Below are 21,582 nucleotides of genomic sequence, written 5' to 3' on the forward strand. Positions count from 1 at the left end.
CATGACCGACGGCCGGGCGGTTCTCCGTCATTCCTCGGCGAGGAGGGTGCCGGCGGTGGACTGGGGGACGAACCTGCTGGGGGTGATGCCCAGGAGTTCGGCGGCCAGTTCCTCGTTGCCCGAGAAGCCCGCGTCGGCGTCGATGGTCTGCGTGCCGTCCCAGAGCATGAGCATGGCCGAGACCGTGTGCGAGCCCTTGTCGTGGTGCATGTCGTAGTGGGCGGCCATGGGAACGCTCTCGTAGTGCACCCACAGGTCGTGCCCGGTCATGAACATGTCCAGGTCGAAGGTGACCGTCAGGCCCATCAGCTCCGGCTTGTAGCGGTCGTCGATGCCCGCGAAGGCCTCGTCCAGCGCGACCACGCGCGGGCAGGTGGGAGCCGCCGAGGAGTACAGGGCGTTGGCTGCGGCGAACAGCGGCAGGTGGATGGCGGCGGACTTCTCCCCGCCCGACATCTGTTCGTGCTTGTTCTTGGTGAGCCGGACCTCCTCCTGGCCGGGAACGGCCAGGCGCAGCTCGAACCGGTACCAGGTGCGGTAGTCCAGGACCGCGGACAGCACCTGCTTGTAGCTCGCGCGGGGGTGGGCGGCGTGGTATTCGCGGATCATCTCCCGCAGGACGGCGCGCAGCTCGGCCAGGCCGGAGGGACCCAGACCGGTCCCGTCGCGCTTGACCAGTTGGGCGGCGGTCCGCTCGCGGTCGTTGAGCGCCTCCGAGCGGGCCCAGCGGATACCGATCTGGGTGCCCGAGGACATGGGGCGGGCCCGGGTGTCGCGGTCCATCCGCCGGACGAGGTCGCGAGCGGCGGCGACGCGCTCGTGGATCTGCTGGGCGATGCCGCCGAGCAGCTCGTCCTCCAGGACCCGGTGCTCCTCGTCGCGCATGAGCGCGCCCTGTTCCTCGACCCGGTCGGCGATCGTGCGCGCGAACGCCGAGACCGGGCTGCGTCCGCCCTCGTCGTTGACGAAGACGGTGATGACGCCGGTGGGCCCGACCTCGTGGTCGACCCGGTAGCCCTCGGAGTCCCCGCCCAGCGTCTCCTGGAAGGTGCGCAGCGCGTTGGACATCCGGGTGGCGGTCCGCTTGATGTCGCCCTCACCGACCTTGGGCGCCGTGCCCACGGCCTCGGCCAGGCCCGCGAGCAGCGCGCCGACCCCCTCGGGCAGCGTGTCGTGCACGGTCGCGGCCGATCCCGTGAGCAGGGCGTCGGCGGCCTCCTCGGGGCCGGGCCAGTTCCGCCGGTCGGGCCAGGCCGCGTCGAGGTCGACGCCCAGGACGGCGCGCACCGAGGGCTGGGTGAACTCCCCCAGGGACTCCACCCGCTCGTACAGGGCGTTCAGCGCGGTGGTGAGCGCCTCCCGGCCCTGTTCGCGCCGGGTCTCGGAGCGGATCACCGCCTCGTGTTCGGCGGCCGCGGACCTGCGGGCGCCGTCGCGCTCGGCGGTGGTGCGGTGCAGGTCGCCCCGCAGACCGTCGAGCCGGGCCAGGATCTCCTTGACGGGAGCGTCGATCGCCGCTTCCAGGGCGACCAGCTCGGCGGCCTCCTCCTCGTGGGCGGCGCGCTGCTCGGCGAGGTCCTCCTGGTCGGACTCCAGGGCTGCGGTGAGCCGGTCGATGGTCTCCCGGCGACCGGCCAGGTCGCGTTCGAACTCGGCGGCGTCGGTGCGCGCGGCGTGCAGGGCCCCGGCCGTCTCCAGGAACCCGGCCAGGGCCGCCGCCACGGCCTCGGTGCCGGGGCGGTCGGCCGGCATGGCGCGTTCGGCGGCCACGGCTCGCACCTGTCGTCGGTGGGCGTCGACCTCGGCCACCGCCGTGTCCAGGGCACGGCGGAGCCGGTCGGCCGTGGCGCGGGCCGAGGCCAGCAGCGTGGAGCGGCGTTCGACGGTGCGCACCGCCTGGGCGACGGGAGTGGGGTCGGGCAGGTCGGCGCGGGCGCGTCCGTAGTCCTTGAGGAGTTCCCTGGCCTGTTCCAGCCGGTCCCCGACGGCGGTGCGGCGCTCGGTGAGTTCGTCGATGCGCCGGTCGCAGGCGGCGAGTCGGTCGCGGCGGCGGTGGGCGCGGTTGGTGGCGCCGATGAACTCGGCGGCGGGCTTGGGGTGGGCGCCGACGAGCACGCCGAGCCCGAAGCGCGCGCGGGCGTCCACACCGCCGCGCGCGACGCCCTCGTCCTGGCCGTGGAAGGGCAGCGAGCGCAGGACCCGGGAGATCGTCTCGGCGGGAACGTGGTCCTGGCGCTCGGGGACCAGCACGTCGGCGAGGGTGCGTCCCCGGACCGGGTCGGCGGCGGGCAGCAGATAGGCGTCGGCTTCGCCGTCCTCGAGCGCGGTGCGGGTGAGTTCGGGATCGGGGTGGATCCACGCGGTGAGCAGCCCGGCGGCCTGGAGCGAGCCCTCGACGGCGGCGGCGGCGTCCTCGGGCAGGTCGTCGGCGAAACGCACCAGCCGCCACAGCGGTGCGCCGAGCCGTCCCCCGCGCGGGGCGGTGCGGTGGTGGTCGACGGGCGGGGCGTCGTCGCGTTCAGCGGCGATGTCGTCGCGTTCGCGCCGCAGGTCGGTGAGTTCGCCGTCGATCGCCGACGCCTCGGTCTCCAGCCCCTGCACGCGGGCGGCGACTTCCAGTTGGGCGTCGTGGACGTGCTCGTTGAAGACCTCGGTGAGGGTGGCCGTGCCGGGCTCACCGAACCGTCCGACCGCCTCGGCCAGGGCGTCGCGGCCCTCCGCGCCCAGGATGTTCCACCGGTCGGCCCACTCGCCGACGGCCTGGGCGGTGGCGGCGCGCAGTCCGGTGAGCTCCTCGTCGGCACGGGCGCAGCCGTCCTGGGCCTCATCGAGGTCGGCGACGGCGCGGGCGCTGTCGGCGTCGGCGCGCCGACGGGCCGCCTCGGCCGTGTCGAGGGCGTCCAGGTGCTCGCGGACCGCTCGGACGTCGTCCTCACGGGCGGCGGCACGGGCCCGGGCGGTGGTCGGCAGGTCCTCGCCGGTGTCGACGGGCCCTTCGGCGTCGTGCCCGATCCCGGCGGTGTCGGCCGCGTCGGCGAGCTCTCCGGACAGACGCCGGGCGGAGGCGCGGTCGCGGTCGATGCGCTCGGCGACGCGGGCGGCCTCGGTGCGCAGGTGGGTGATCTCCTGGACCTGGTTGTCCACCCGGGCGGCCTGGGTGGCCAGGAGGCGGGAGCGCTCGTCGTGGTGCAGGCGCCGGGTGCGCAGGCTCTCGTGGCTGCGCAGGGCCTCGTCGGCCTCCAGGGCCTTGACCTCGGCCGCCAGCGTGCCGATCCGGGTGTCCAGGGCCTGTTCGCGGGTGCGGGCGTCGTCCCGGGCCAGGGTGGAGCGGTGGTTCTCCTCGGAGGCCGCCCTCACGGTGTCGGCGTGCGCGGCGGCCTGGTCGACGGCCGCGGTGACGGTGGCGAGCCGGTGGCGGGCGTTGGTGGTGAGGTAGTCGGCGTACTCGCGGGTGAAGGACCGTACCGCCTCGTCGGCGGCGGTGGCGTTGTCGAAGCGGACCTGGACGGCGGCGAGGTTGGCGAAGTCGCGGGCGGCCTGGTCCACGAGTGCCTCGTCGACGGGGCTGAGTCCGCTGGTGAGGGTGTCGGAGACCTTCTCCGGGTCCAGGTCCTTGGCGAGCAGCGGGCGGCGCAGGGCCAGCAGCAGGTCCAGGAGCTGGATGTAGCGGTCCCTGAGTCCGAACAGGCGGGCGTCGACGGCGCGCCGGTAGTCCGCGGCGGTGCCGTGGTGGGCGTCCTCGCCCAGGACGGCCTTGAGCTGGCGTTCGGTCAGTGGACGGTGGTCGGCGGCGAGCAGGCCGAAGTCCACGCCCAGGCGCTGGTCGGTGACGAAGAAGGACGGCGCGACGCCGTCGCGGTGCTTGTGCGCGCGCAGTCCGATGACGAGGGTGACCGTCTCGGTGTCGCCTCCGGTCCCCACGCCGGGGCGGGCGAACTCCATCCACACGTACCCGTACGCCGACTCGTCCCCCCGGTAGAGCAGGTTGGACTTCATCGTGCGGTTCTGGCCGCTGAAGGGGTCGAGCCGGCGGGCGTCGGTGTAGCCGTCCAGGATGAAGGGGAACAGCACCTCCAGCGCCTTGGTCTTGCCCGAGCCGTTGTGCCCGCGCAGGATCAGGCGCCCGTCGGCGAAGGCGAACTCCTCGTCGACGTAGTCCCAGACGTTGATCACGCCGGCGCGGCTGGGCCGGAAGCGGTCGCTCCTGCGGGTCATTCGGGCTTTCCTTCGGGATCGGGGGCGGCGGTCGCGCCGGCGGGGGGAGCGTGCTCGTCCAGGGGGCCGAACGGGAGGTGGCCGGTGGCCTCGCGTTCGGGGAGGGCGCCCTGGATGTTGCGGTAGCGCAACGCGGCGGGCATGACGAGGACGCCGCCGGGCACCGGGCGGACCAGGCGCAGGTCGGCGAGCAGGGCCAGGGCGGCGTCCAGCAGACCGTGCGGGTCCTGCTGCCAGGCGTTGGTGAAGGAGACCGCGCCGAACTCGGCGAACAGGTCGGCCACCATGTCCTCCAGGCGCCCGCGCTCGACCAGGGGCACCCGCTGGGAGTCGGCGGCCGGGGCCGGGGCGCGGTCCGCGGTGTCGGTCCAGGCGAGTTCGCCCACCACGCCGTGCCGGGGCAGTCCGGCGTCGACGAGGCGGACGAGGTCGGCGTGCTCGCCCGATCGCGAGGGCGCCTCCATGTGCACCAGGGCCGCCCATGAGGTCTCGAACAGGTCGGCCAGCTGGGCCAGCAGCAGGCCGGCCGTGCGGGTGACCGCACCCCCGCGCCCTGGGAAGGGCCGGTCGGTGAAGAGCCCGCCGGGGTCGGCGAGCAGCACGCCCTCCGCCCTGCGCTCCACCGTCAGGCCGGTGATCCGGGCGACCTCCTCGGCCAGGCCCCTGGTGCGCAGGGCCGCGGCCGTGTCGGCGTCGAGGTCGGCGTAGTAGACGGCCGGGTGCTCCAGGAGCAGGCGGCGCGCCCGCTGGGCGGTGCGCTCCCGCCGCGCTCCCCCCGCCTCGGTGTCGCTGAGCAGGCCGGTGACGCTGCCCAGGTGCTGCACGGGGCGGGCCGGACGGAAGAGGATCTCGCAGACGTCGTGGTCGACGTCGAAGAGGGCGTCGGCCTGGTCTCCGCCGCGCGCCCAGGCCTCGAGGGAGCCGTCGGACAGGTGCAGGGCGCCGCGGTCCAGCAGCCAGTGGGCGACGTCGACCAGCGCGGCCTTGTGCGTGGAGTCGGTGGGGTCGTAGCCCAGCCCTTCGACGGCGTTGGCGCCGGGCGTGAACAGGCGGACCAGGTCACCGAGGCTGATCTCGATCTGCGAGCGCTGGAAGCAGGCCAGCAGCAGGCACAGGTAGGCCAGGCGGCGGCGGTCGAAGGGCCGTCCCCGTCGGGAGAAGACCTGGCGCTGGGTGGGGTCGAGCTCGTCGAGTTCACGCACCAGCCGGACGTGGTCGGTGGTGGCGATGAGCGTGTAGCCGAACAGGCCGCGCAGGTCCTCGGCCAGTTGGTCGGCCCAGCGCAGGACCTGGTCGAGCGCCCCGGGGCGCGGACGCGTCGCGGTGATGAGGTCGCAGGTCAGAACGCGTCGCACGGCCTGCTGGTAGGAGCCCAGGTCGGCGGGGTCGACGGTGCGGGCGGGGCCTCGGTGGCCGGCCATCACGTCCCCTTCCCAGTAGTAGTCACGGCCTCAGGCCTCGCATCACACACCGGCGTCATCGCAGTCCAGAGGGCTTTGCAGAATATTCTCGGGGAACACTCGACCCAGATTGGGAGATATCTGGGAGATCGTTCTCTGAGTCAGCTCCCCGAGAGCCGGTTCTCACCACCTCCACAGTAGTGCTCTTCGAGCAGCGGCACGACGCCGAACAGCGTCTCCCTCTCCTGATCGGACAGGGCTGCGACGCTCTGCGTCCACCGACTTTCGAGCGCGGAGAGTACACGCTGCCTCATCTGCGGTGTGACATGCTCGTACACCCGGGCCATGCCCAGCATCTTGTGCCCCAGCCTGGCCGCACGGGCAACCTCGGGGATCTCGTCCTCGGCGAGCCAGGTTCGCTGGGTGTGCCGCCCCTCATGGAAGGTGAACCCCGGCAAAAGCGGACGCCGCAGCCACGCCTGGTCACTCCGGGGATCACCATTCCAAGCAGGGCGCCAGAGCCCTACCTGGAAGTTCCGACGACGCATCAGACCCCCCTTGGGGCCGGTGAACAGGTAGTCGGACTCACAGGCCTCGATCAGGTCCGTGTAGAGGGCGTCCAGGAACGGCGGGAGCTCGATCGAGCGCTTCCCTGCCGGGGTCTTGGTTTTCTTCGCTGTCTCGAACTTTCCGCTGACTTCCAGTAACGGCGTGCGTATCGGGACAGCGTGGTTGACCTCGTCGTAGTCATGCGGCCGCAGACCGACGAGTTCCGACCAGCGCGCCCCTGTGTATCCGTTCATCAGGGCCAGCACGAATCCGACCCGCCCGAAGGACGCGTGCAACCGCACGGCCGCCCTCAGGAACTGCACGGGCGTGGCCACCTGTCGTTCAGGCTCGTACTCACCCGTAGTCACTCGCACATCGCGGGCGGGGTTAGCAGGTGTCTTGCGTGCCTTGACCGCGACGGCGAGAATGTGCGAGAAGTATCCGAACACGGTCGCCACTGACGCCTCCGCCAACTTCTCGTGCAGGCTCTGTGCCCATCGCTCGATCTCCAGGTAGTCGTTGAAGATCGCCCCCAGAGGCCAGTCCTTCCACTGCGGCAGGATGTGGCAGTCCAGATTGGATCGGTTCTTATCCCGGGTGTTGTTCGACACGCGCGCGGTGGCGAACACCTTCTCGGCGAACGGCCCGAACTTTTCCTGCGCGTGTGTGGGGTCGATCCAGGTATTTCGGCGGATGTCGGTCTCCTGGTCCCGCCCCCAGGCGAGGGCGGATTCCTTGGTCTCGAACCCCGACTCCGAGGCCCAGGCGCCGTCAGGCTTTTTGTACTTCACTCGCCAGGTTCCTCCCCGGCGTTCTGCGTACGCCATGCGCACTCCTTTCCATTCACAGGGGTCATTCGTCCGCGCGTCGGCGCGGACGAGAAGAACGGGACACGGGAGCGCGGTGTCCGGACTCGATGATCTGTTCGATGTCGGTTGCGCTGAAGCGCAGATGCTTCCCGATGAAGGTGCAGGGCACCTGGCGAGCGGAAACACGCTTGCGCAGCCAGGACTCGGGGACCTTGAGCAGAGCGGCGGCCTCAGCCGGGGTGTAGACCGTTGGAGGCGAGCTCGCATCTTGGTCTCGCCGATCGCCAGAGCTTGCAGAATAACCGCGTTTTTCCTGTTCAAACACCCGTTTGCCGCGCTGGTTAGAGGGGTCTAGCTTTCCGGTCACCTGGCACTCCTGCTCTGTGCCGCGGCACGGCTACGGGTGTCACGGCATGCCGCTCCTAGCACCGAAGCAGACGCACAAGGTTTCATCTCCGGCTCACCCGCACTTGCCGGGTGACTCGGCATCGGCATGGTCGGTGAGCGGTGCCGAACGGCTCTCGCGGCCTGTTGCGGCACGACGCCGTTGCCGAGGGCCTGAAGCTGGGCGGTTCGCGGCAGGCCGAGGTCAGGGTCGGTGACCCAGCCTTCGGGAAGACCCACCATCCACTCGACCAGCTCAGAACTCATCCGGGGCTGTCTCCGGATGCCGGCTTCGGTCGGCGGTGGTGCCGCTCGGCCGAGCACCGCTTCCCATCGGCGGATCGCGGGTTCGTACTGCCCCCATGCGTACGCGAACGGCGGCGCTGTGTACACAGCACGTGGCCCGTGTTGCCGCGATGCGTACCAATGGCCGCGGAGGGCAGACTGGGGCGACCGTGTGAATCCCACTGGGTCGGGCTGCCCTTCGCACAGTCGCTGGCGCGGGGCGTGGGCAGAAACATGCTGCCGCTGCGCCTGCGGGTTGTGGTTGCCGCAGTGCGGGTGGTTGCGTACGCGAGGGTGTGGGGCGCATGCCAGTGCACATCGGCCACCCGTCGTCCGCGCCACACACCCGTGCCTTCGCACCGGTTCACGTTGCACGCTCTGGTTCGAGCGTCGCTGGCGCGTGGGGTGGGCAGCAACGAACACTCGTTCGCGGCGGTGGCACGCGCCGGCGTCGATGGCGCGTACGCTGCACCATCGAGCGTCATACCCCGCGCGGGCCAGGTCCGCGAGTACGCGGTCGAACCCCCTTCCCTTCCAGCGCAGGGCGGCCACGTTCTCCAGCACGAGCAGGTCCGGTCGTAGACGGCGAACGGCGTCCATGACGTGGTGCCACACACTGGAGTGCTCTCCTTTCTCGATACCGGCGCCCCGGCCGGCCGGGCTGATGTCCTGACAGGGGAACCCTGCGGTGATCACGTCCGGGCGCGGCACGTGTGCCCAGTGCACGGCGGCCAGGCCGCCGAGGTTGGGGGTTCCGGGGAAGCGTTGCGCAAGCAGGCGGCTGATGTGGGGGTCGTGGTCGGCGGCCCACAGAAGGCGTGCGTTGCCGCCCACTGCGGCGGCAACTCCCATGTCGAGGCCTGCGTATCCGGTGCACAGCGACCCGATCGTCGTGTCCTGCTCCAGCGGCAGCGACGGCAGGTCGGCGGTCACGCGTTCTCACCGCCTGATGCCGCGTCGCCGAGTTCGTCGCCGCGGCATGCCCAGGGTGAGCAGCCCTGCGGTTCGGGTCCGGCGTCGGTGCCTAGGGCCTGTTTGGAAAGTCAGAGCCATTCGTTGATGGCAGCGATCTGGACGGTGGCCTCGTAGCGAAGGGCGAGCTTGTCATAGCGCGTGGCCACCGCCCGGTTGCGTTTGAGCCGGTTGATCCCGCACTCCACCGCGTGCCGGGCCCGGTAGTCGACCTTGTCGAAGCCGGGCGGACGACCCCCACTCCGCCCCTTGCGTTTGCGGTTGCGCACCCGGTCGGCGGGTTCGGGAATCGTCGCTCTGATCTTGCGTCTGCGCAGGTAGGCACGGATCTTCTTCGAGCTGTAGGCCTTATCCGCGCGTACCCGCACCGGCCGGGTGCGCGCCGGACCACTGCGATCCCGCCCCGCCACGCGGATACGTTCCATGACCGGCTCGAACTGAGGGGCGTCCCCGCGCTGGCCGGCCGTGACCACCACCGACAAGGGCTTTTGGCGCTGCTCGCAGGCCAGGTGGATCTTGGTGGTCCACCCGCCCCGCGAGCGTCCCAGAGCGTGGTCGTCGGGCTCGTCCGTTTCGTGATCTGGGCCCTCCCCCTTTTCGCGGCTCCGGCGGCGTGCTGGTGGGCGCGCACGATGGTGGAGTCGACGTTGACCTGCCAGGTGATCAGGCCCGCCGCGTCGGCCAGGGCGCGCAGGGCGTCCAAAATTCGGGCCCAGGTGCCGTTGCGGGTCCAGCGGCGGAAGAGGTCGTAGACGCTCTGCCAGGGGCCGTAGCGCTCGGGTACGTCGCGCCAGGGGGCGCCGGCCCGCACCCGCCAGCGGATGCCGTTGATCAGGGTGCGCTTGGAGCGCGAGGGCGGACGGCCGGTGGCCGGCACGGGCAGGAGCGGTTCGAGCACAGACCATTGGGCGTCGGTGAGGTCACCGCGCCCGGGGCCGGGTAGGGTCACAGCGAAGCCTTCGGTGGGCTTGGTCTTCTTGGTCGTTGACTGATCTACCGAAGGCTTCGCCTATGTGCGGGGTGACACGCCTGGCGTGACCAGATCGGTGCTTTTGCCCCTGATCACACCAGTTACCAAACAGGCCCTAGCCCGAGACCGGAACGTTCGTCCACCGCAACCACCGCCGCCCCGCACGGATCGCCGTGTCCCACCCGCGCCTGCTCCACATCGAAGGACGCGACCTGCATGTCGAGGACCTGGACGCGGTTGACGGGACCCCAGTCCTGGACATCGCACCGTGGTTCGGCGAGTTCGGGCCCCGTGGCGACGGCGGCAGCCGTCGTGGCCGGGCGAGATGCTCAAGGACTACTGGGCCAACGCTGAATGAGTGGCACGTCGACTGTGAACTCGACACCGTCCAGTAGAACTCCACCAGCGAGTGCCCTTCATCCCTGCCCGCCCGGACCCGTTCGCGTCCGGGGTGTTGCGATCCTCGGCCGCCCCGAAGGGCGACCACCACAGTAGCGGCGTCCGCCCGCTCTTCCTGGCCCACCTGGTTGCGCCCCTCGACACCCCCAAAGGGTGACCGCCACGACCACCCCGTTGGCGCCCACGCACCATGCGTGTTCGTTGCGATCCTCAGCCACCCCGCACGGCGACCGCCACGCATTCTGGCTGATCATGGGGACAGGTGTCCTCTCGTTGTAATCCTCGGCCGCTCCGAAGGGCGACCGCCACCACCGGGCGGCCGGTCGCGTCGACCGTGTCGTACCAGTTGCGATCCTCGGTCACCCCGCACGGCGACCGCCACGCCGCCGCAGAACGGCAAGCGCGACCCCATCACGAGGTTGCGATCCTCGGCCGCCCCAAAGGGCGACCGCCACGTCGACGGCCGCGCAGACCCTCCACAACACGTGGACGTTGCGATCCTCGGTCGCCCCGGAGGGCGACCGCCACGATGATGCCCCGGCGCGAGTCGTAGAGGTTGACGACGTTGCGATCCTCGGCCGCATCGAAGGGCGACCGCCACCGTGTACGCGTATCCGATCTGATCGTTGCGATCCTCGGCCGCCCCGAAGAGCGACCGCCACCCTGGTCAGGCGGCCTGGATGGCCATGAGGATGACGTTGCGATCCTCGGCCGCCCCGGAGGGCAACCGCCACAGCCAGTAGGCGCCGCCGAAGAAGCACGCGGACAGGTTGCGATCCTCGGTCGCCCCGGAGGGCGACCGCCACCAGGGCTGGGCCGGGGTGTGGCCGTCGATGTCCTCGTTGCGATCCTCGGTCGCCCCGGAGGGCGACCGCCACCACCCGCCCTGGTCGTACAGGGTCGGCATGGTGTCGTTGCGATCCTCGGTCGCCCCGGAGGGCGACCGCCACCAGGGCTGGGCCGGGGTGTGGCCGTCGATGTCCTCGTTGCGATCCTCGGTCGCCCCGGAGGGCGACCGCCACCACCCGCCCTGGTCGTACAGGGTCGGCATGGTGTCGTTGCGATCCTCGGTCGCCCCGGAGGGCGACCGCCACGGTTGCCCCTGCGCGGTGGCGGTGTCGGTGTAGACGTTGCGATCCTCGGTCGCCCCGGAGGGCGACCGCCACCTACCAGACGACGCAGCGGTACGCGCACCTGTCGCCGTTGCGATCCTCGGTCGCCCCGGAGGGCGACCGCCACGTCGTGGGTGACGTCGCCCTGGACGATGGCGTCGTGGTTGCGATCCTCGGTCGCTCCGGAGGGCGACCGCCACACCAGCCCTTCGATGCCGACTCCGGTGAGCCCTTCGTTGCGATCCTCGGTCGCCCCGGAGGGCGACCGCCACTTGGCCGATCCGGCGGGTGAGTACGGCGACCAGCCGTTGCGATCCTCGGTCGCCCCGGAGGGCGACCGCCACCGCCAGTCCACGACATACACCCGCTCGGCCAACAAGTTGCGATCCTCGGTCGCCCCGGAGGGCGACCGCCACGCCCCGGCGTTCTCCACGCACAGGGCCATCTTCTGGTTGCGATCCTCGGTCGCCCCGGAGGGCGACCGCCACTGGTACCAGGAGATGAGGGGGCGCTTGGCCTCGTTGTTGCGATCCTCGGTCGCCCCGGAGGGCGACCGCCACCATGGGGCCCGCCTGGATCAGGGTGGGCACCTGCACGTTGCGATCCTCGGTCGCCCCGGAGGGCGACCGCCACGACACCGACGAAGCAGGGGACGGGCCCGATAATGCCGTTGCGATCCTCGGTCGCCCCGGAGGGCGACCGCCACGGCGGTGGTGTCGCACGCCTGCTGGGCGGCGGTGAAGTTGCGATCCTCGGTCGCCCCGGAGGGCGACCGCCACGGCGCGCGAACTGGGAGAACTCTCCCAGGATCCGCGCCGAACATACTGTCAAAACCAGACACTCGCACTCAGAGGCGCCCGAAGGCGGTTGGGAACCGGCCCGGGATTCTCTGATCACTGCAGGTTCCTCACTACAACACCAACGAGTCACCGTGCGGGAGACGCCGGGCGATGCCCAGCGTGTTCACCGAGCTGAACGTTCCCCTCGGCACCCGATAGATGCGCACACTGTCCTCGCTGTCATCGATGATCCGCTCGATGCGGTCCGTCAGCGTCAACACCTCGGCGTCGGTACACACCACTTCGAACACTGATTTCTGCACGCGTAGCCCGTACCCCTCGCAGAGCTTGGCGACCTGCCGCAACCGGCGTGCGCCCTCGGGTTCGACGGTCGCCACGTCGTAGGTGACCAGTAGCTCCATCACAGTGTCCAAGGCAGGTAGCCGGGAAGGTCACCACGCACGTGGCGGGCCAGGATCCGGGCTTGGGCCGCTGGCAGCAATGCCACTGGCACCTTTCTTCCCAGGAGACGGTGCGGGTGCTCCTTCTTACGGTGGGCCTGCCACTGGGTGAGCACCTCCTTGCGCCCCTCCTCAGTGAGCTGCACGGCTCCGCCCGGAAGTGTCTCGAAAAATGGTCCAGGCGCACCTGTTTGCGGTTGATCAGCGTGAGCGCGAGACGGTCCGCGGTGAAGGGCCGCAGCTCCTCCATCAGGTCCAAGGCCAGCGCCGGTTTCCCGGGGCGCAACCCGTGCAGGAACCCGATGTAGGGGTCCAGCCCGACCTGCTCACACGCACCGTGCACCACCGACCGTGTCAGGCCATACAGAAAGGACAGCAGCGCATTGGCGGGGTCCGTGGGTGGCCGCTTCACCCGGCCCGGGAAATCGATACCGGTGTCCGTGCGCAGCATGAGAGCGAAGGCTTCGAAGTAGACGCGGGCCGCGTTGCCCTCCACCCCGAACACCGACTCCACATCCTGGGTATCGGGCAGGCTGTCCACGGCTTCGGCGAGTGTCTGGGCGATCTCGCGCAGCCGCGTCTTGTGCTTGGTCGCATCCCGAGCCCCGCGCAGGACGACCTGACGGCAGTTCTGCACCTTGCCCGCGATACAGGCCTGCGCGATCCCCAGACGCGCTGCGGCGTCGGCGTAGGCCAGGTGTTGGGTGTGGCGCAGCAGGACGTTGCCGCGTGTGGGCCCGTCGGTGCGGTTGAGGAACCGGCCTCCTCTGCTCATCCACACGATGGGGCGGCCATCCTCGGCACAGCGCGACATCAGCTGGGAGCTGATCTGAATGTTGCCCATCACCACGATCGATTCCAACCGGCGCAGCGGCAGCACATGGCGTTGTGGGGTGTCGGGGATGACGACGCGGACCGTGTCGTGCTCCAGATGCAGGGACGCTCCCGGGGTTTGGATGTAGAGGGTGTTGAGGAGTTCAGTCATCCCAGTCCGTCTCGGGTGCCGGGGAGAACAACGCTCCCCGAAGTGTGGCGAACTTCTTGTGGTTGGCCAGGACCTTGGGCATGCAGGTGATGTTCATCGAGCAGCGGCGGCACCGCTGGTCCGCGGCAGGGGCGGGGAGCGCGGTCTGTTCTATGACCGCCCGCACGTGCTCGGCCGTTTCCCGCACCCTGGCGCGCAGGTCCCCGTCCACGGTGATGATGTGGCGTCGCCGGTCGGCGGAGGAGTAGATGACCGCTGAGGTGATCGTGGTGCGCAGCCGTTCCTCCAGGCACATGGCCTGAGCGGCGACCTGGAGGTCGGCCGGCCCTCCCGGCTTGTAGGAACCGGACTTGTGCTCCACGGGCAGGACTGTGCCGTCGGCGTGGATTTCCACCACGTCGCACACCCCACTCAGTCCGAGGCCGTGGTGCCAGACCGGCAGGGCGCGCAGGGTGCGTACTCCGGGCCGGTTGTCTTCCCCGGGTTCGTGGACGCGGTGGTGCAGCAGGGTGCCGCGCACGGTGGCGGCGTCGTCGGCGTATCCGTCTTCCAGCAGGATGAGCCCGGCTTGGCGGGGGCAATAGTCGTAATGCTCCAGTGCCGAGAGCATCACCGGGGTGAGCTCTCGGGGTGGCGCCTCAGGCGTGCTCATCCCACGATCCTGGTCAACGTGACGCCTTCGGGCAGGTTCTCCTCGCTGACCTGCACCTTGTAGCCGTCGAAGGACCGCACGGCCCCCTGGTCGAGGCTGGCCACCTCGATGCGCTCCAGGAGTTCGTGGGCCGGGGCCCTACCGAACGCGTCGTCGTGGGAGAACACGTACAACCCGCGCAACGCCATCTCCCCGCGGGTGGAGGCCCGGTCGTGTTCGAACATCAGCGTCATCGCCCTCCAGAACACCTCCAGGTCCTTGCCGGTGACGCCGGTGCGCTGGGCCAGGGGGGCACTGAAGTGTCCGTGGCCTCGGAACAGCCCGTAGGGGATGGTGTGCTTGGTGCCCATCTCGGTGCTCTCCCCCTTCTCCACGTCTTCCTCCCGGGTCTGGGTGACGCGGGTGATGCCGTGCAGTTGCGGCAGTACCGGGTCGAGGGAGCGGGAGAAGGTGAGCTGGAGCGGACCCTGCACTCGCCCGGCGGGCTTCTTGCCCGTCGTCATGACCGCGCCGAACATGCGCACGTCGAAGAAGTGCGTGCACATCCACTGCTGGGCCTGGGGTTCGGACACGCGCCGCTTCTTCTTGTCGGCGTCCAGGTTCAGGGCCTCATAAGCGCGTTCGTGCTGGGAGTTCAGGGAAGTGCCGGCCTCGACGTAGATGTCGTAGCCGGACTGGTCGTGGGCGATCAGGGAGACGGTGTTGCGGATCTTGCGCTTGACGGCCACGTCGGTGACCAGGCCCTGGCCGGTCTCGGGGTCGGTGCGGGGCATGCCCCCGGCGTCGGGGTCTCCGTTGGGGTTGCCATCGCGCACGTCGAACAGGAACACGAAGTCGTGCTTGCGGGCGGGGTCCAGGTGCGTGCGGGTGGTGTCAGTGCTCATGAAGAGGTCCTTTCCGAGGGTTCTCAGCGGGGCAGTTATTCGGTTTCGTCTGCCGGGGTGTCCTGAGCGGCCTTGACGGCTTTGTCTTCCTTAGCTTTGGCCGCCGCGGCGCGGTCGTCGGCGCGCTGCTGGTGGTAGCCCAGTGTGAACAGGGCGCGGCCTTCCAGGTTCAGGGTCGCCGGTGGTGCTCCGCCCAGGCGGGTGTAGAGGACGTCCAGGCGGTTGCTCAATCCGCCCCAGGCACCCGGGCTGTCGCGCTTGAGGCGCTTGAGATGGGCGTTGGCGGTGTCGCGGACCATCTCCATCACCGACAGCGGTCGGGCTTTGGCTGCGGTGAAGTACTTGTCGGTGACGGTGGTGTTGGGGCCCTTCTTCGTCGCGGGGTCGCGCAGGGCCTGGTACTGGATCTGCTCGAAGGTGGCGAACAAGCGCCCGCACAGCACGGCGGGGTGGTCGTCGTTGTCGTTGAGGGTGGGCATCACGGTCTCCCGAAGCTGGGGGTTGAGGCGGAGCAGGAGGAGTTTGAGCAGGGCCATGCGCGGCAGGTCGAGGTGTCCGTCGGCGCCGATGCGCTGGTCCAGACGTTGGAGCAGGAACACCGGCGGCCGGTAGTGCTCGCCGTGTAGCGCCATGGACAGCAGCGTGCGCTCGGCTGTTTTGGGTTCGCTGTCCTTGGCGTAGCCCTTGCCGGTGTCGTCGTCCTTCCAGCGGCCCAGGCAGCGCGCCATCCGCCACAGCGCCACGTGCTGGGGTTCTGTCTGCCACACGTCCTGGATCTGGTGGTCCTCGAACCAGGTGCGGGCGTGGGTCAGCGCGTCGGTGAGGGGGACATCGAGCCAGTCCCGGACCACGACCCGGCTCTGGTTGGCCGACAAGGTCACGGCGTAGAAGGCGTTGGGGTCGGTGCGGGTGTTCTCCAGCCCGGTGCGGGGCTGGTCGAGTTCAGCGAAGAGCGCGCCGATGTCCTCGGGTCGGGCCTCACGCAAGGACCGCAGCAGGCTCACCTGGGTGGGGCGTTTGAGCCACCAGACGGTGACGCTGTCGCTGGTGCGGTACCGGTGCTCGTTGGTGGCCAGCAGCGAGTTGAGCACGGCGGTGGCCGTACTGCCGCATCCGGCACAGATGGGGATGTCGGCAAGCTGGATCCGTCCACCGCGGCCCTGGGCGGACTTGTTGACCGAGACCAGGACCGTGTCCCTGCCCCTCCCCGTGGGGACGGGGATCGCCCCGGCCTTGACGGGTTCGGGGATGGTGTCCAGCAGGGCCCCTTCCTGCCCGCAGGCCAAGCACACCCCCTTCCCTGTGTCGCTTCCCTTGCGCTGGGCCACAACGGTGCGCCAGACCGATGAGGCACTGTCGGCTTCATGGGCCCACTGGCCCTCCACGCGCAGGGCGAGTGTGTCGCTGGGCTTGGCGTCCTCGGGAATGGTGACGTTGAGGTGGCCCTGGCGGCGGAAGAACGCCAGCACGGCCGCCGCGGTCGACTCGTCCGGGGCGTGCTCGAACCACTGCTCGAGGAGGGCGATGTAGGCGTCGTTGCAGCGGATCGCTTCGGCTTCGGCCTTGTCGGAATCGTTCACCGGCATGGCGAGCACGTATTGCAGGGTGTCCACCAGCAGCATCGGGGGTGGTTTGGCCCCGGACCGGTAGATGTAAGGGGTAGCCAGCTCGATCCCGTGGCGGTTTTCGCCATCGGCAAGGGAGCCCAACGTGGGGTGTCCGGCGCTGTCCACCGACTTCACCCTGCCCTGAGCGTCCAGGGAGAGGACCCAGCGCACGCGCCGGTGCCGGTAGTAGACCGGTGGCAGGTCCAGGTGGGGGGCGTGTTCGACCAGACGGGTCAACAGCATCGGCTCATCCCCTCCCACCGGCACGGACTCCGGCAGAGGCGGTGGGCAGCTCGGCTCCTTGTGGTGGAACCGCCAGGACCCCCCGTTCGAGTTGGGCGTGGAACCACCGGTAGGACTCACGGCCGCCCGTGTAGTCGATGCTGTGCAGCATCACCCCCAGGTCCTCGGTGTGGTCGATCGGGCCCCGGCTGGTGGCCTTACCGAAGGAGGCGGAGAACTCCCGGGTGCCCAGGAAGGGTTGGGAGAAGCACGCGCCGCGTTCGACGCGTCGGCGGAACTGGTCGCGGTACTTGGCCTCGGGCGCGTCCGCGTGTGGTCGCATCCGCATCTGGGCGTGGATGCGGTAGGCCACATCCCGCAGGCACACCATGTTGCGCTGGTCGCGGTGCTGTTCGGCGTCGAAGCGGTGCTGGTGGTCGCTCATGGCCGTGCGCACCCAGTCCAGGGAGAGGGTGGAGTCCACCTCGTTGCGGCGGACGGAGAACCAGCGGATGGGGGTGAGCACCTGGATACGCAGCACCTGGTAGGCGAACTCCGGTTTCCAGAAGATCGCTTCCAGGACCCCTTTGGCCGCGGATGGGGTCATGACGGGGTAGCTGAGCCGTTCGGTCTTGAACTCTGGGCGGGTGAAGCAGGCGTTGGGGCCCTCGACCTCCACCACCAGGGATGGGTGTTGGCCGGGGCGGTGGCGGGGTCGGGTCAAAACACGTACTCCTTCGAATCGGACAACTCGATGCCGCGCTGATCGTCGTAATCGCCCAGCCATTCGACGAGGTCGCCCAGGACCGGGCTCGTCAGGTCGGCGTGCTTGCGGGCCAGGGCCTTGGGCAGGCTGGCGATATAGGGCCGCAGCCAGCGCAGCAGGTCGCCGCTACCCGGGGCGCCGGCACGCAACTGGCCGATCAGGCGATGGCACTCGGCTTGTTCGGCTGCGTCCTTGGTGCTGCGCGGGACCACCACGGGGACGGTGTGCTCCTCGATCATCTGGAACAGCTTCGCGACCTCGGGGAAGTCGGCGTTCTCGCGCCGGTCCTGGATGTGTGCGCCGACAGCTTCGACGTTGGCGCGCGCGAAACGCTCGGTGTAGTAGGCGTCCATGACCGTGACGTCGTCGGGCAGGGCTCGGCCGGGACCGAAGTACTCCTGGGTCACCCCCAGGGCCGGGCCGTAGATGCGCTCTGCGGCCTTGTCCCAACCGTCGATGTCGAAGATGACCACGTCGCCTTCGGCCAGGTGCCCGTTGCGGTTGCACCGGCCGGCGGCCTGCTGCATCGCCTCGGCGGTCGCGAACGCGCGGAGCACCATGGGAAAGTCCAGGTCCACCCCGGCTTCGACGAGCTGGGTGGAGACCACCGCCACCGGCTCGCCCGCTTTCAAAAGCCTGCGGATCTCCTCCAGGTGGCGTTTGCGGTGCGCGGAGGCCATGCGGGTGGACAGGTGCCAGACCCGACCGCCCTCGGGAGCGCGGTGCTGCTCCATCAGGGTGTGCAGCTCGGCGGCCTGGGCTGTGGTGTTGCAGATGACAAGGCTCTGGCGCTGAGCCGCGGCGCGCTGGGCGACCTGGTCGGGTGTGGGCTTCGGGGAGATCCACCACTGGTAGCGGACCCGGTTCAGCGCCTTGTACAGCCGTTCCGGTTCGGGGACCAGGTCGTGCACGGGCAGGTTGCGCACGACCTGGAGGTTGCCGTAGGCGGGTTGGGTGGCCGAGGCCAGCAGCACCGTGACGTTGAAGTGCTCGGTCAGGGTGCGCAGCATCGACAGGATGGGCCGCAGCATGGCGTCCGGCAGGGCTTGGACCTCGTCCAGTACGAGCACGGACCCGGCGATGTTGTGCAGGCGGCGCATCGCGGCGGGCTGGTTGCTGAACAAGGACTCGAACAGGCGCACCGTGGTGGTGACCACGAACGGGGAGTCCCAGTTCTCCGCGGCCAGGCGCCGCCACCGCTCCGCTGCGGAGACGGTCTTGCCCGGCTTGTCCAGGTCGATGCCGCTGTGGTGCTCCAGCACCACGGGGGTGTGGCCGGGATGGTCGAGCAGGTCGCGGTAGACCTGGGCGTTCTGCTCGGTGATCGACATGAACGGCACCGCCACGATGACCCGCCGTAGACCGTTGGCGGCCGCGTGGTGCAGCGCGAAGGCCGCAGCGGAGAAGGTCTTGCCCGACCCGGTGGGTGAGGGAAGGCGGTACAAGCCCACCGGCCCCGCAGCGCCGGCCACGGCCTGGTCGTAGACCTCGTTGCGCAACAAGTTCACAGGTGAGGCCACGGCGTCGGCCAGCTTCTGCTGCCGTGCGCTCTCGAACCGGCTCACCAGGTCGGCCGCGTTCAGGGTGTGGGGAAGACGGGGCCGTCCGTCGAAGTGCTCGGCGGTGTCGAGGTAGTCGGCGTCCACGACCGCGCTGAAGACCATGCGGACCAGCACGTCCACGGCCATCGGATCCTGGGACTGTTCGATCCAGGCGGGCAGCCCGGGTCCGGTCAGGATTTCCGGGATGATCTTGCTGACGCGGTCGATGGCCTCCTCGACCTGGAGCTTGTACTTACCCTCGGCCTGGTCCAGCTCTTTCTTGAGATCGGCCCACGACAGGAGCCCGCCGTGATGGCCGAACACCACCCCGCAGAACACCGCCAGGCCCTGTTGTTCGGCCAGCCAGGTTCCGGCGTGCTTGTGCGGGATACCGACCCGCCCACCGCTGCACTCGGCCCGCAGCAGCCCGTCCTGCCAGTCGCAAGCGCCTTTCCCCACGTCATGCAGATGACCCAGGTGACGGGCCAGAGCAGCAGCCCGAAACACACTCGCGGCCTGTCCGGCACGACGACCGGTCCCCTTCAGATGATCTTCCAGGGAATGTCGTTTTCCCTGGTGGTTGACGCTATGCCCCCACAAGGCCACAGGTGCGCTCCAAGCCCAACTCGTTCACGAATGCCACGAGCAAGGAACCTACTGGAGGCCGACGACAATTCTCAGCACTTCAAGAAAAACGACAAAAGAGACACATCGCAAAAGTCCCTAATTTCTCATTAATTCCCAAAATAGTCAAAAACCATCAAACCCCCTGAAACTCCAGCGGATGCGGTGAGAACCGAACCATCACGACGGCTGACAGGGCCACAGCTGCCGCTTGGGGTGTTCATGCTGGAAGCGGTGATCGTTGCGATCCTCGGCCGCCCCGGAGGGCGACCGCCACCTCGGTGGTCTCCTGGGGTGTGACGCCGTCCGGCTCGTTGCGATCCTCGGCCGCCCCGGAGGGCGACCGCCACCGCTAGGGGGGATGGGGGTCTAGGGGGCGGGGGGACGTTGCGATCCTCGGCCGCCCCGGAGGGCGACCGCCACAGCGCGCACCCTGCCCAAACGTCCTGCGGGCCAGAACTGCGCGCTGACTCAAGATCGGACACTACTTCCCATCACCGACGAAAACGAGCTGGGAACCTTCCCGGAACTTCATGATCACTTCCGGTTCCTAACCACCCCTTCACAGCCCAGTTGGACGCACGCTGAGGGTAACGCTCAGCCCACCGCGACTGAGCTCCTTTCAACCAAGATCGAAGCCGCACCCCCAAGCTGTCCTCGCTGTCCCTTCTGTTTGATCAACCTGCCCCAGCGCTCCTTACGGCCGAAACGCTCCGCGATCTCCTTGCCGCTGGGAAGCTCACCATCATCGCCGCGATTGCCCAGAGCCCACTGCCACGCCTCAACCTGGAGCGGTGGTGCGCCCTCGCCCTGCGGCTCATCCGACTGTTCGACCACCCGCACGTGCGTACGCGAACGAGCACCTGCGTACGCCACATCCTGGGCAGGAACATCGTTGGAATCCGAGCTCGCCTGTGTGATCCCACCCTCCAGCGCATCGGGGTTCGGCTGCTCATCGGTTGCGGACGCAGTGCGTACGCTTTTCGCAGTCGTGCGGAACTCCCGCATGAGCAGCTCGTACGCGCCGATCAGGGCGAAGGACGGCCAGGCGTGAATGATGCGCGACCACATCGTGGGGTCGGCGACCGCGACATTGGCCGCGAGGGAGGCACCGGAACCGATGATCAGCAGGGTCCAGGGCAGCAGGCCGCCCTTGCGGCCGTTGCGGGCGTCACTGAGCAGGGTCATGGAGGAGGCAACGATCATGCCGTCCACCGAGAGCGGGAACAGGGCCGCGCGCCACTCGGGTTCGCCGTTGCGCAGGGCGAGTTCGTACATGTGGCTGTAGCTCACCACGGCCGCGATGACCGCCAGCATCAGCACGGCGGCGATGGTTGTCCAGCGGGACCAGCGGGAAGAATCCATCGCAGGTCACCGCCCGTCCAACGCCAGGTCCGCGGACAGGGTCAGCGGCATGTACGTAACTGGCGAGTCCCCCCTCCGACTCGAACCCCCATCCTCATCAGCTTGGATTGCAGTTCCCTCGCCCTCGCTGCGCCGACTCAACAGCACCCCCGCCCTCTCCGAAGGCGGAGCCGTCGAGATCGAACGCGTGGTCTCCCGGCACGGCACCGTGACCATCGCCGGTGAACAGCACCTGGTCGGGTTCGCCTGGGCCGGCCGCCGGGTCGTCCTGTGCCTGGACGAGCACCTCATGCACGCCATCGCCGAAGATGCCCTGATCGGTACCCGGCCCTGCCCAGTCGACACCGACCGCCTGGCCCGTCTCCAGGGAGCCCGAAAACCCCGTCTACACCGCTTCCACCCTCGCCGCTGCCTGACGGACCGCTGCGTGCCCCGCGCAGGGTGCACGCCAGTGGCCGGATCATGGTCGCCAAACAGTTCATCAAGCTCAGTCCGCGACATGCCGGGGGCGTCATCGAGGACACCCACTTGCGTGTCCTGCACGGCGATGAAGAGATCGCGGTCCGGCCTCGCAAGAACCCAGGACCGGCCGGTCACCCGA

General features: G+C 69.4%; 12 protein-coding genes, 3 pseudogenes and 1 CRISPR repeat array. Of the genes and pseudogenes, 1 reads left to right on the forward strand and 14 read right to left on the reverse strand.

Annotated elements, in window-relative coordinates:
* Nucleotides 1-27 precede the first annotated feature (27 nt).
* From M1P99_RS00195 to M1P99_RS00220, 6 genes and pseudogenes are all read right to left on the reverse strand, one after another.
* The gene (locus tag M1P99_RS00195) at nt 28-4,215 is read right to left on the reverse strand and encodes a TIGR02680 family protein (protein ID WP_304450660.1); all 4,188 of its coding nucleotides are present in this window, start codon (nt 4,213-4,215) and stop codon (nt 28-30) included.
* Entirely contained in the window at nt 4,212-5,636 is a 1,425-nt protein-coding gene (locus M1P99_RS00200) for a DUF2398 family protein (protein WP_304450661.1), read from the reverse strand. The genes M1P99_RS00195 and M1P99_RS00200 overlap by 4 nt, the downstream gene beginning before the upstream one ends.
* 140 nt (nt 5,637-5,776) lie before the next feature.
* Entirely contained in the window at nt 5,777-6,991 is a 1,215-nt protein-coding gene (locus M1P99_RS00205; protein ID WP_304450662.1) for a tyrosine-type recombinase/integrase, read from the reverse strand.
* 25 nt (nt 6,992-7,016) lie between these two features.
* Entirely contained in the window at nt 7,017-7,340 is a 324-nt protein-coding gene (locus M1P99_RS00210; protein ID WP_304450663.1) for a helix-turn-helix domain-containing protein, read from the reverse strand.
* Nucleotides 7,337-8,575: a DNA cytosine methyltransferase gene (locus M1P99_RS00215; protein ID WP_304450664.1), complete on the reverse strand. Its 1,239-nt coding sequence runs from the start codon at nt 8,573-8,575 to the stop codon at nt 7,337-7,339. Before M1P99_RS00215 ends, M1P99_RS00210 begins: the two co-directional genes overlap by 4 nt.
* A 110-nt stretch (nt 8,576-8,685) precedes the next feature.
* Nucleotides 8,686-9,563 (reverse strand): annotated as a pseudogene (locus M1P99_RS00220) (IS5 family transposase).
* A 158-nt stretch (nt 9,564-9,721) separates the two neighbouring features.
* On the opposite strand from M1P99_RS00220, the pseudogene M1P99_RS28595 reads away from it, so the two are divergent.
* Nucleotides 9,722-9,979: pseudogene (locus M1P99_RS28595) on the forward strand (TrmO family methyltransferase); the annotation flags it as partial.
* Between the two features lie 58 nt (nt 9,980-10,037).
* Nucleotides 10,038-11,874: a CRISPR direct-repeat array (repeat unit 37 nt; unit sequence GTTGCGATCCTCGGTCGCCCCGGAGGGCGACCGCCAC).
* 131 nt (nt 11,875-12,005) lie between these two features.
* On the opposite strand, the gene cas2 reads toward M1P99_RS28595, so the two are convergent.
* From cas2 to M1P99_RS00260, 8 genes and pseudogenes are all read right to left on the reverse strand, one after another.
* Nucleotides 12,006-12,296 carry a CRISPR-associated endonuclease Cas2 gene (gene cas2 / locus M1P99_RS00225; protein WP_304450665.1) on the reverse strand — a complete coding sequence of 97 codons (291 nt, stop codon included), beginning with the start codon at nt 12,294-12,296 and terminating at the stop codon, nt 12,006-12,008.
* Between the two features lie 259 nt (nt 12,297-12,555).
* Nucleotides 12,556-13,320: pseudogene (cas1, locus tag M1P99_RS00230) on the reverse strand (CRISPR-associated endonuclease Cas1); the annotation flags it as partial.
* A complete protein-coding gene (cas4, locus tag M1P99_RS00235) occupies nt 13,313-13,972 on the reverse strand; it encodes a CRISPR-associated protein Cas4 (RefSeq protein ID WP_304450666.1) in 660 nt (219 codons plus the stop codon). The pseudogene cas1 and the gene cas4, both read right to left, overlap by 8 nt.
* The gene (cas7c, locus tag M1P99_RS00240; RefSeq protein ID WP_304450667.1) at nt 13,969-14,856 is read right to left on the reverse strand and encodes a type I-C CRISPR-associated protein Cas7/Csd2; all 888 of its coding nucleotides are present in this window, start codon (nt 14,854-14,856) and stop codon (nt 13,969-13,971) included. The genes cas4 and cas7c overlap by 4 nt, the downstream gene beginning before the upstream one ends.
* A 35-nt stretch (nt 14,857-14,891) precedes the next feature.
* Complete coding sequence (gene cas8c, locus M1P99_RS00245) at nt 14,892-16,706, reverse strand: type I-C CRISPR-associated protein Cas8c/Csd1 (protein ID WP_304450668.1); 1,815 nt, start codon at nt 16,704-16,706, stop codon at nt 14,892-14,894.
* Between the two features lie 4 nt (nt 16,707-16,710).
* Nucleotides 16,711-17,409: a type I-C CRISPR-associated protein Cas5c gene (gene cas5c / locus M1P99_RS00250; RefSeq protein ID WP_304450669.1), complete on the reverse strand. Its 699-nt coding sequence runs from the start codon at nt 17,407-17,409 to the stop codon at nt 16,711-16,713.
* On the reverse strand, nt 17,406-19,598 hold the full coding sequence (gene cas3, locus M1P99_RS00255; protein WP_304450670.1) for a CRISPR-associated helicase Cas3': 2,193 nt from the start codon (nt 19,596-19,598) through the stop codon (nt 17,406-17,408). Before cas3 ends, cas5c begins: the two co-directional genes overlap by 4 nt.
* A gap of 615 nt (nt 19,599-20,213) precedes the next feature.
* Nucleotides 20,214-20,981: a DUF2637 domain-containing protein gene (locus M1P99_RS00260; protein WP_304450671.1), complete on the reverse strand. Its 768-nt coding sequence runs from the start codon at nt 20,979-20,981 to the stop codon at nt 20,214-20,216.
* Nucleotides 20,982-21,582 lie beyond the last annotated feature (601 nt).

The organism is Nocardiopsis sp. YSL2 (assembly GCF_030555055.1).
Taxonomy (GTDB): Bacteria; Actinomycetota; Actinomycetes; order Streptosporangiales; family Streptosporangiaceae; genus Nocardiopsis.

Bases quoted from the DNA above. Each gene is read 5' to 3' on its own strand.
- M1P99_RS00195 (WP_304450660.1), bottom strand. From the start codon at position 4,215: ATGACCCGCAGGAGCGACCGCTTCCGGCCCAGCCGCGCCGGCGTGATC.
- M1P99_RS00200 (WP_304450661.1), bottom strand. From the start codon at position 5,636: ATGGCCGGCCACCGAGGCCCCGCCCGCACCGTCGACCCCGCCGACCTG.
- M1P99_RS00205 (WP_304450662.1), bottom strand. From the start codon at position 6,991: ATGGCGTACGCAGAACGCCGGGGAGGAACCTGGCGAGTGAAGTACAAA.
- cas2 (WP_304450665.1), bottom strand. From the start codon at position 12,296: ATGGAGCTACTGGTCACCTACGACGTGGCGACCGTCGAACCCGAGGGC.
- cas4 (WP_304450666.1), bottom strand. From the start codon at position 13,972: ATGAGCACGCCTGAGGCGCCACCCCGAGAGCTCACCCCGGTGATGCTC.
- cas7c (WP_304450667.1), bottom strand. From the start codon at position 14,856: ATGAGCACTGACACCACCCGCACGCACCTGGACCCCGCCCGCAAGCAC.
- cas8c (WP_304450668.1), bottom strand. From the start codon at position 16,706: ATGCTGTTGACCCGTCTGGTCGAACACGCCCCCCACCTGGACCTGCCA.
- M1P99_RS00260 (WP_304450671.1), bottom strand. From the start codon at position 20,981: ATGGATTCTTCCCGCTGGTCCCGCTGGACAACCATCGCCGCCGTGCTG.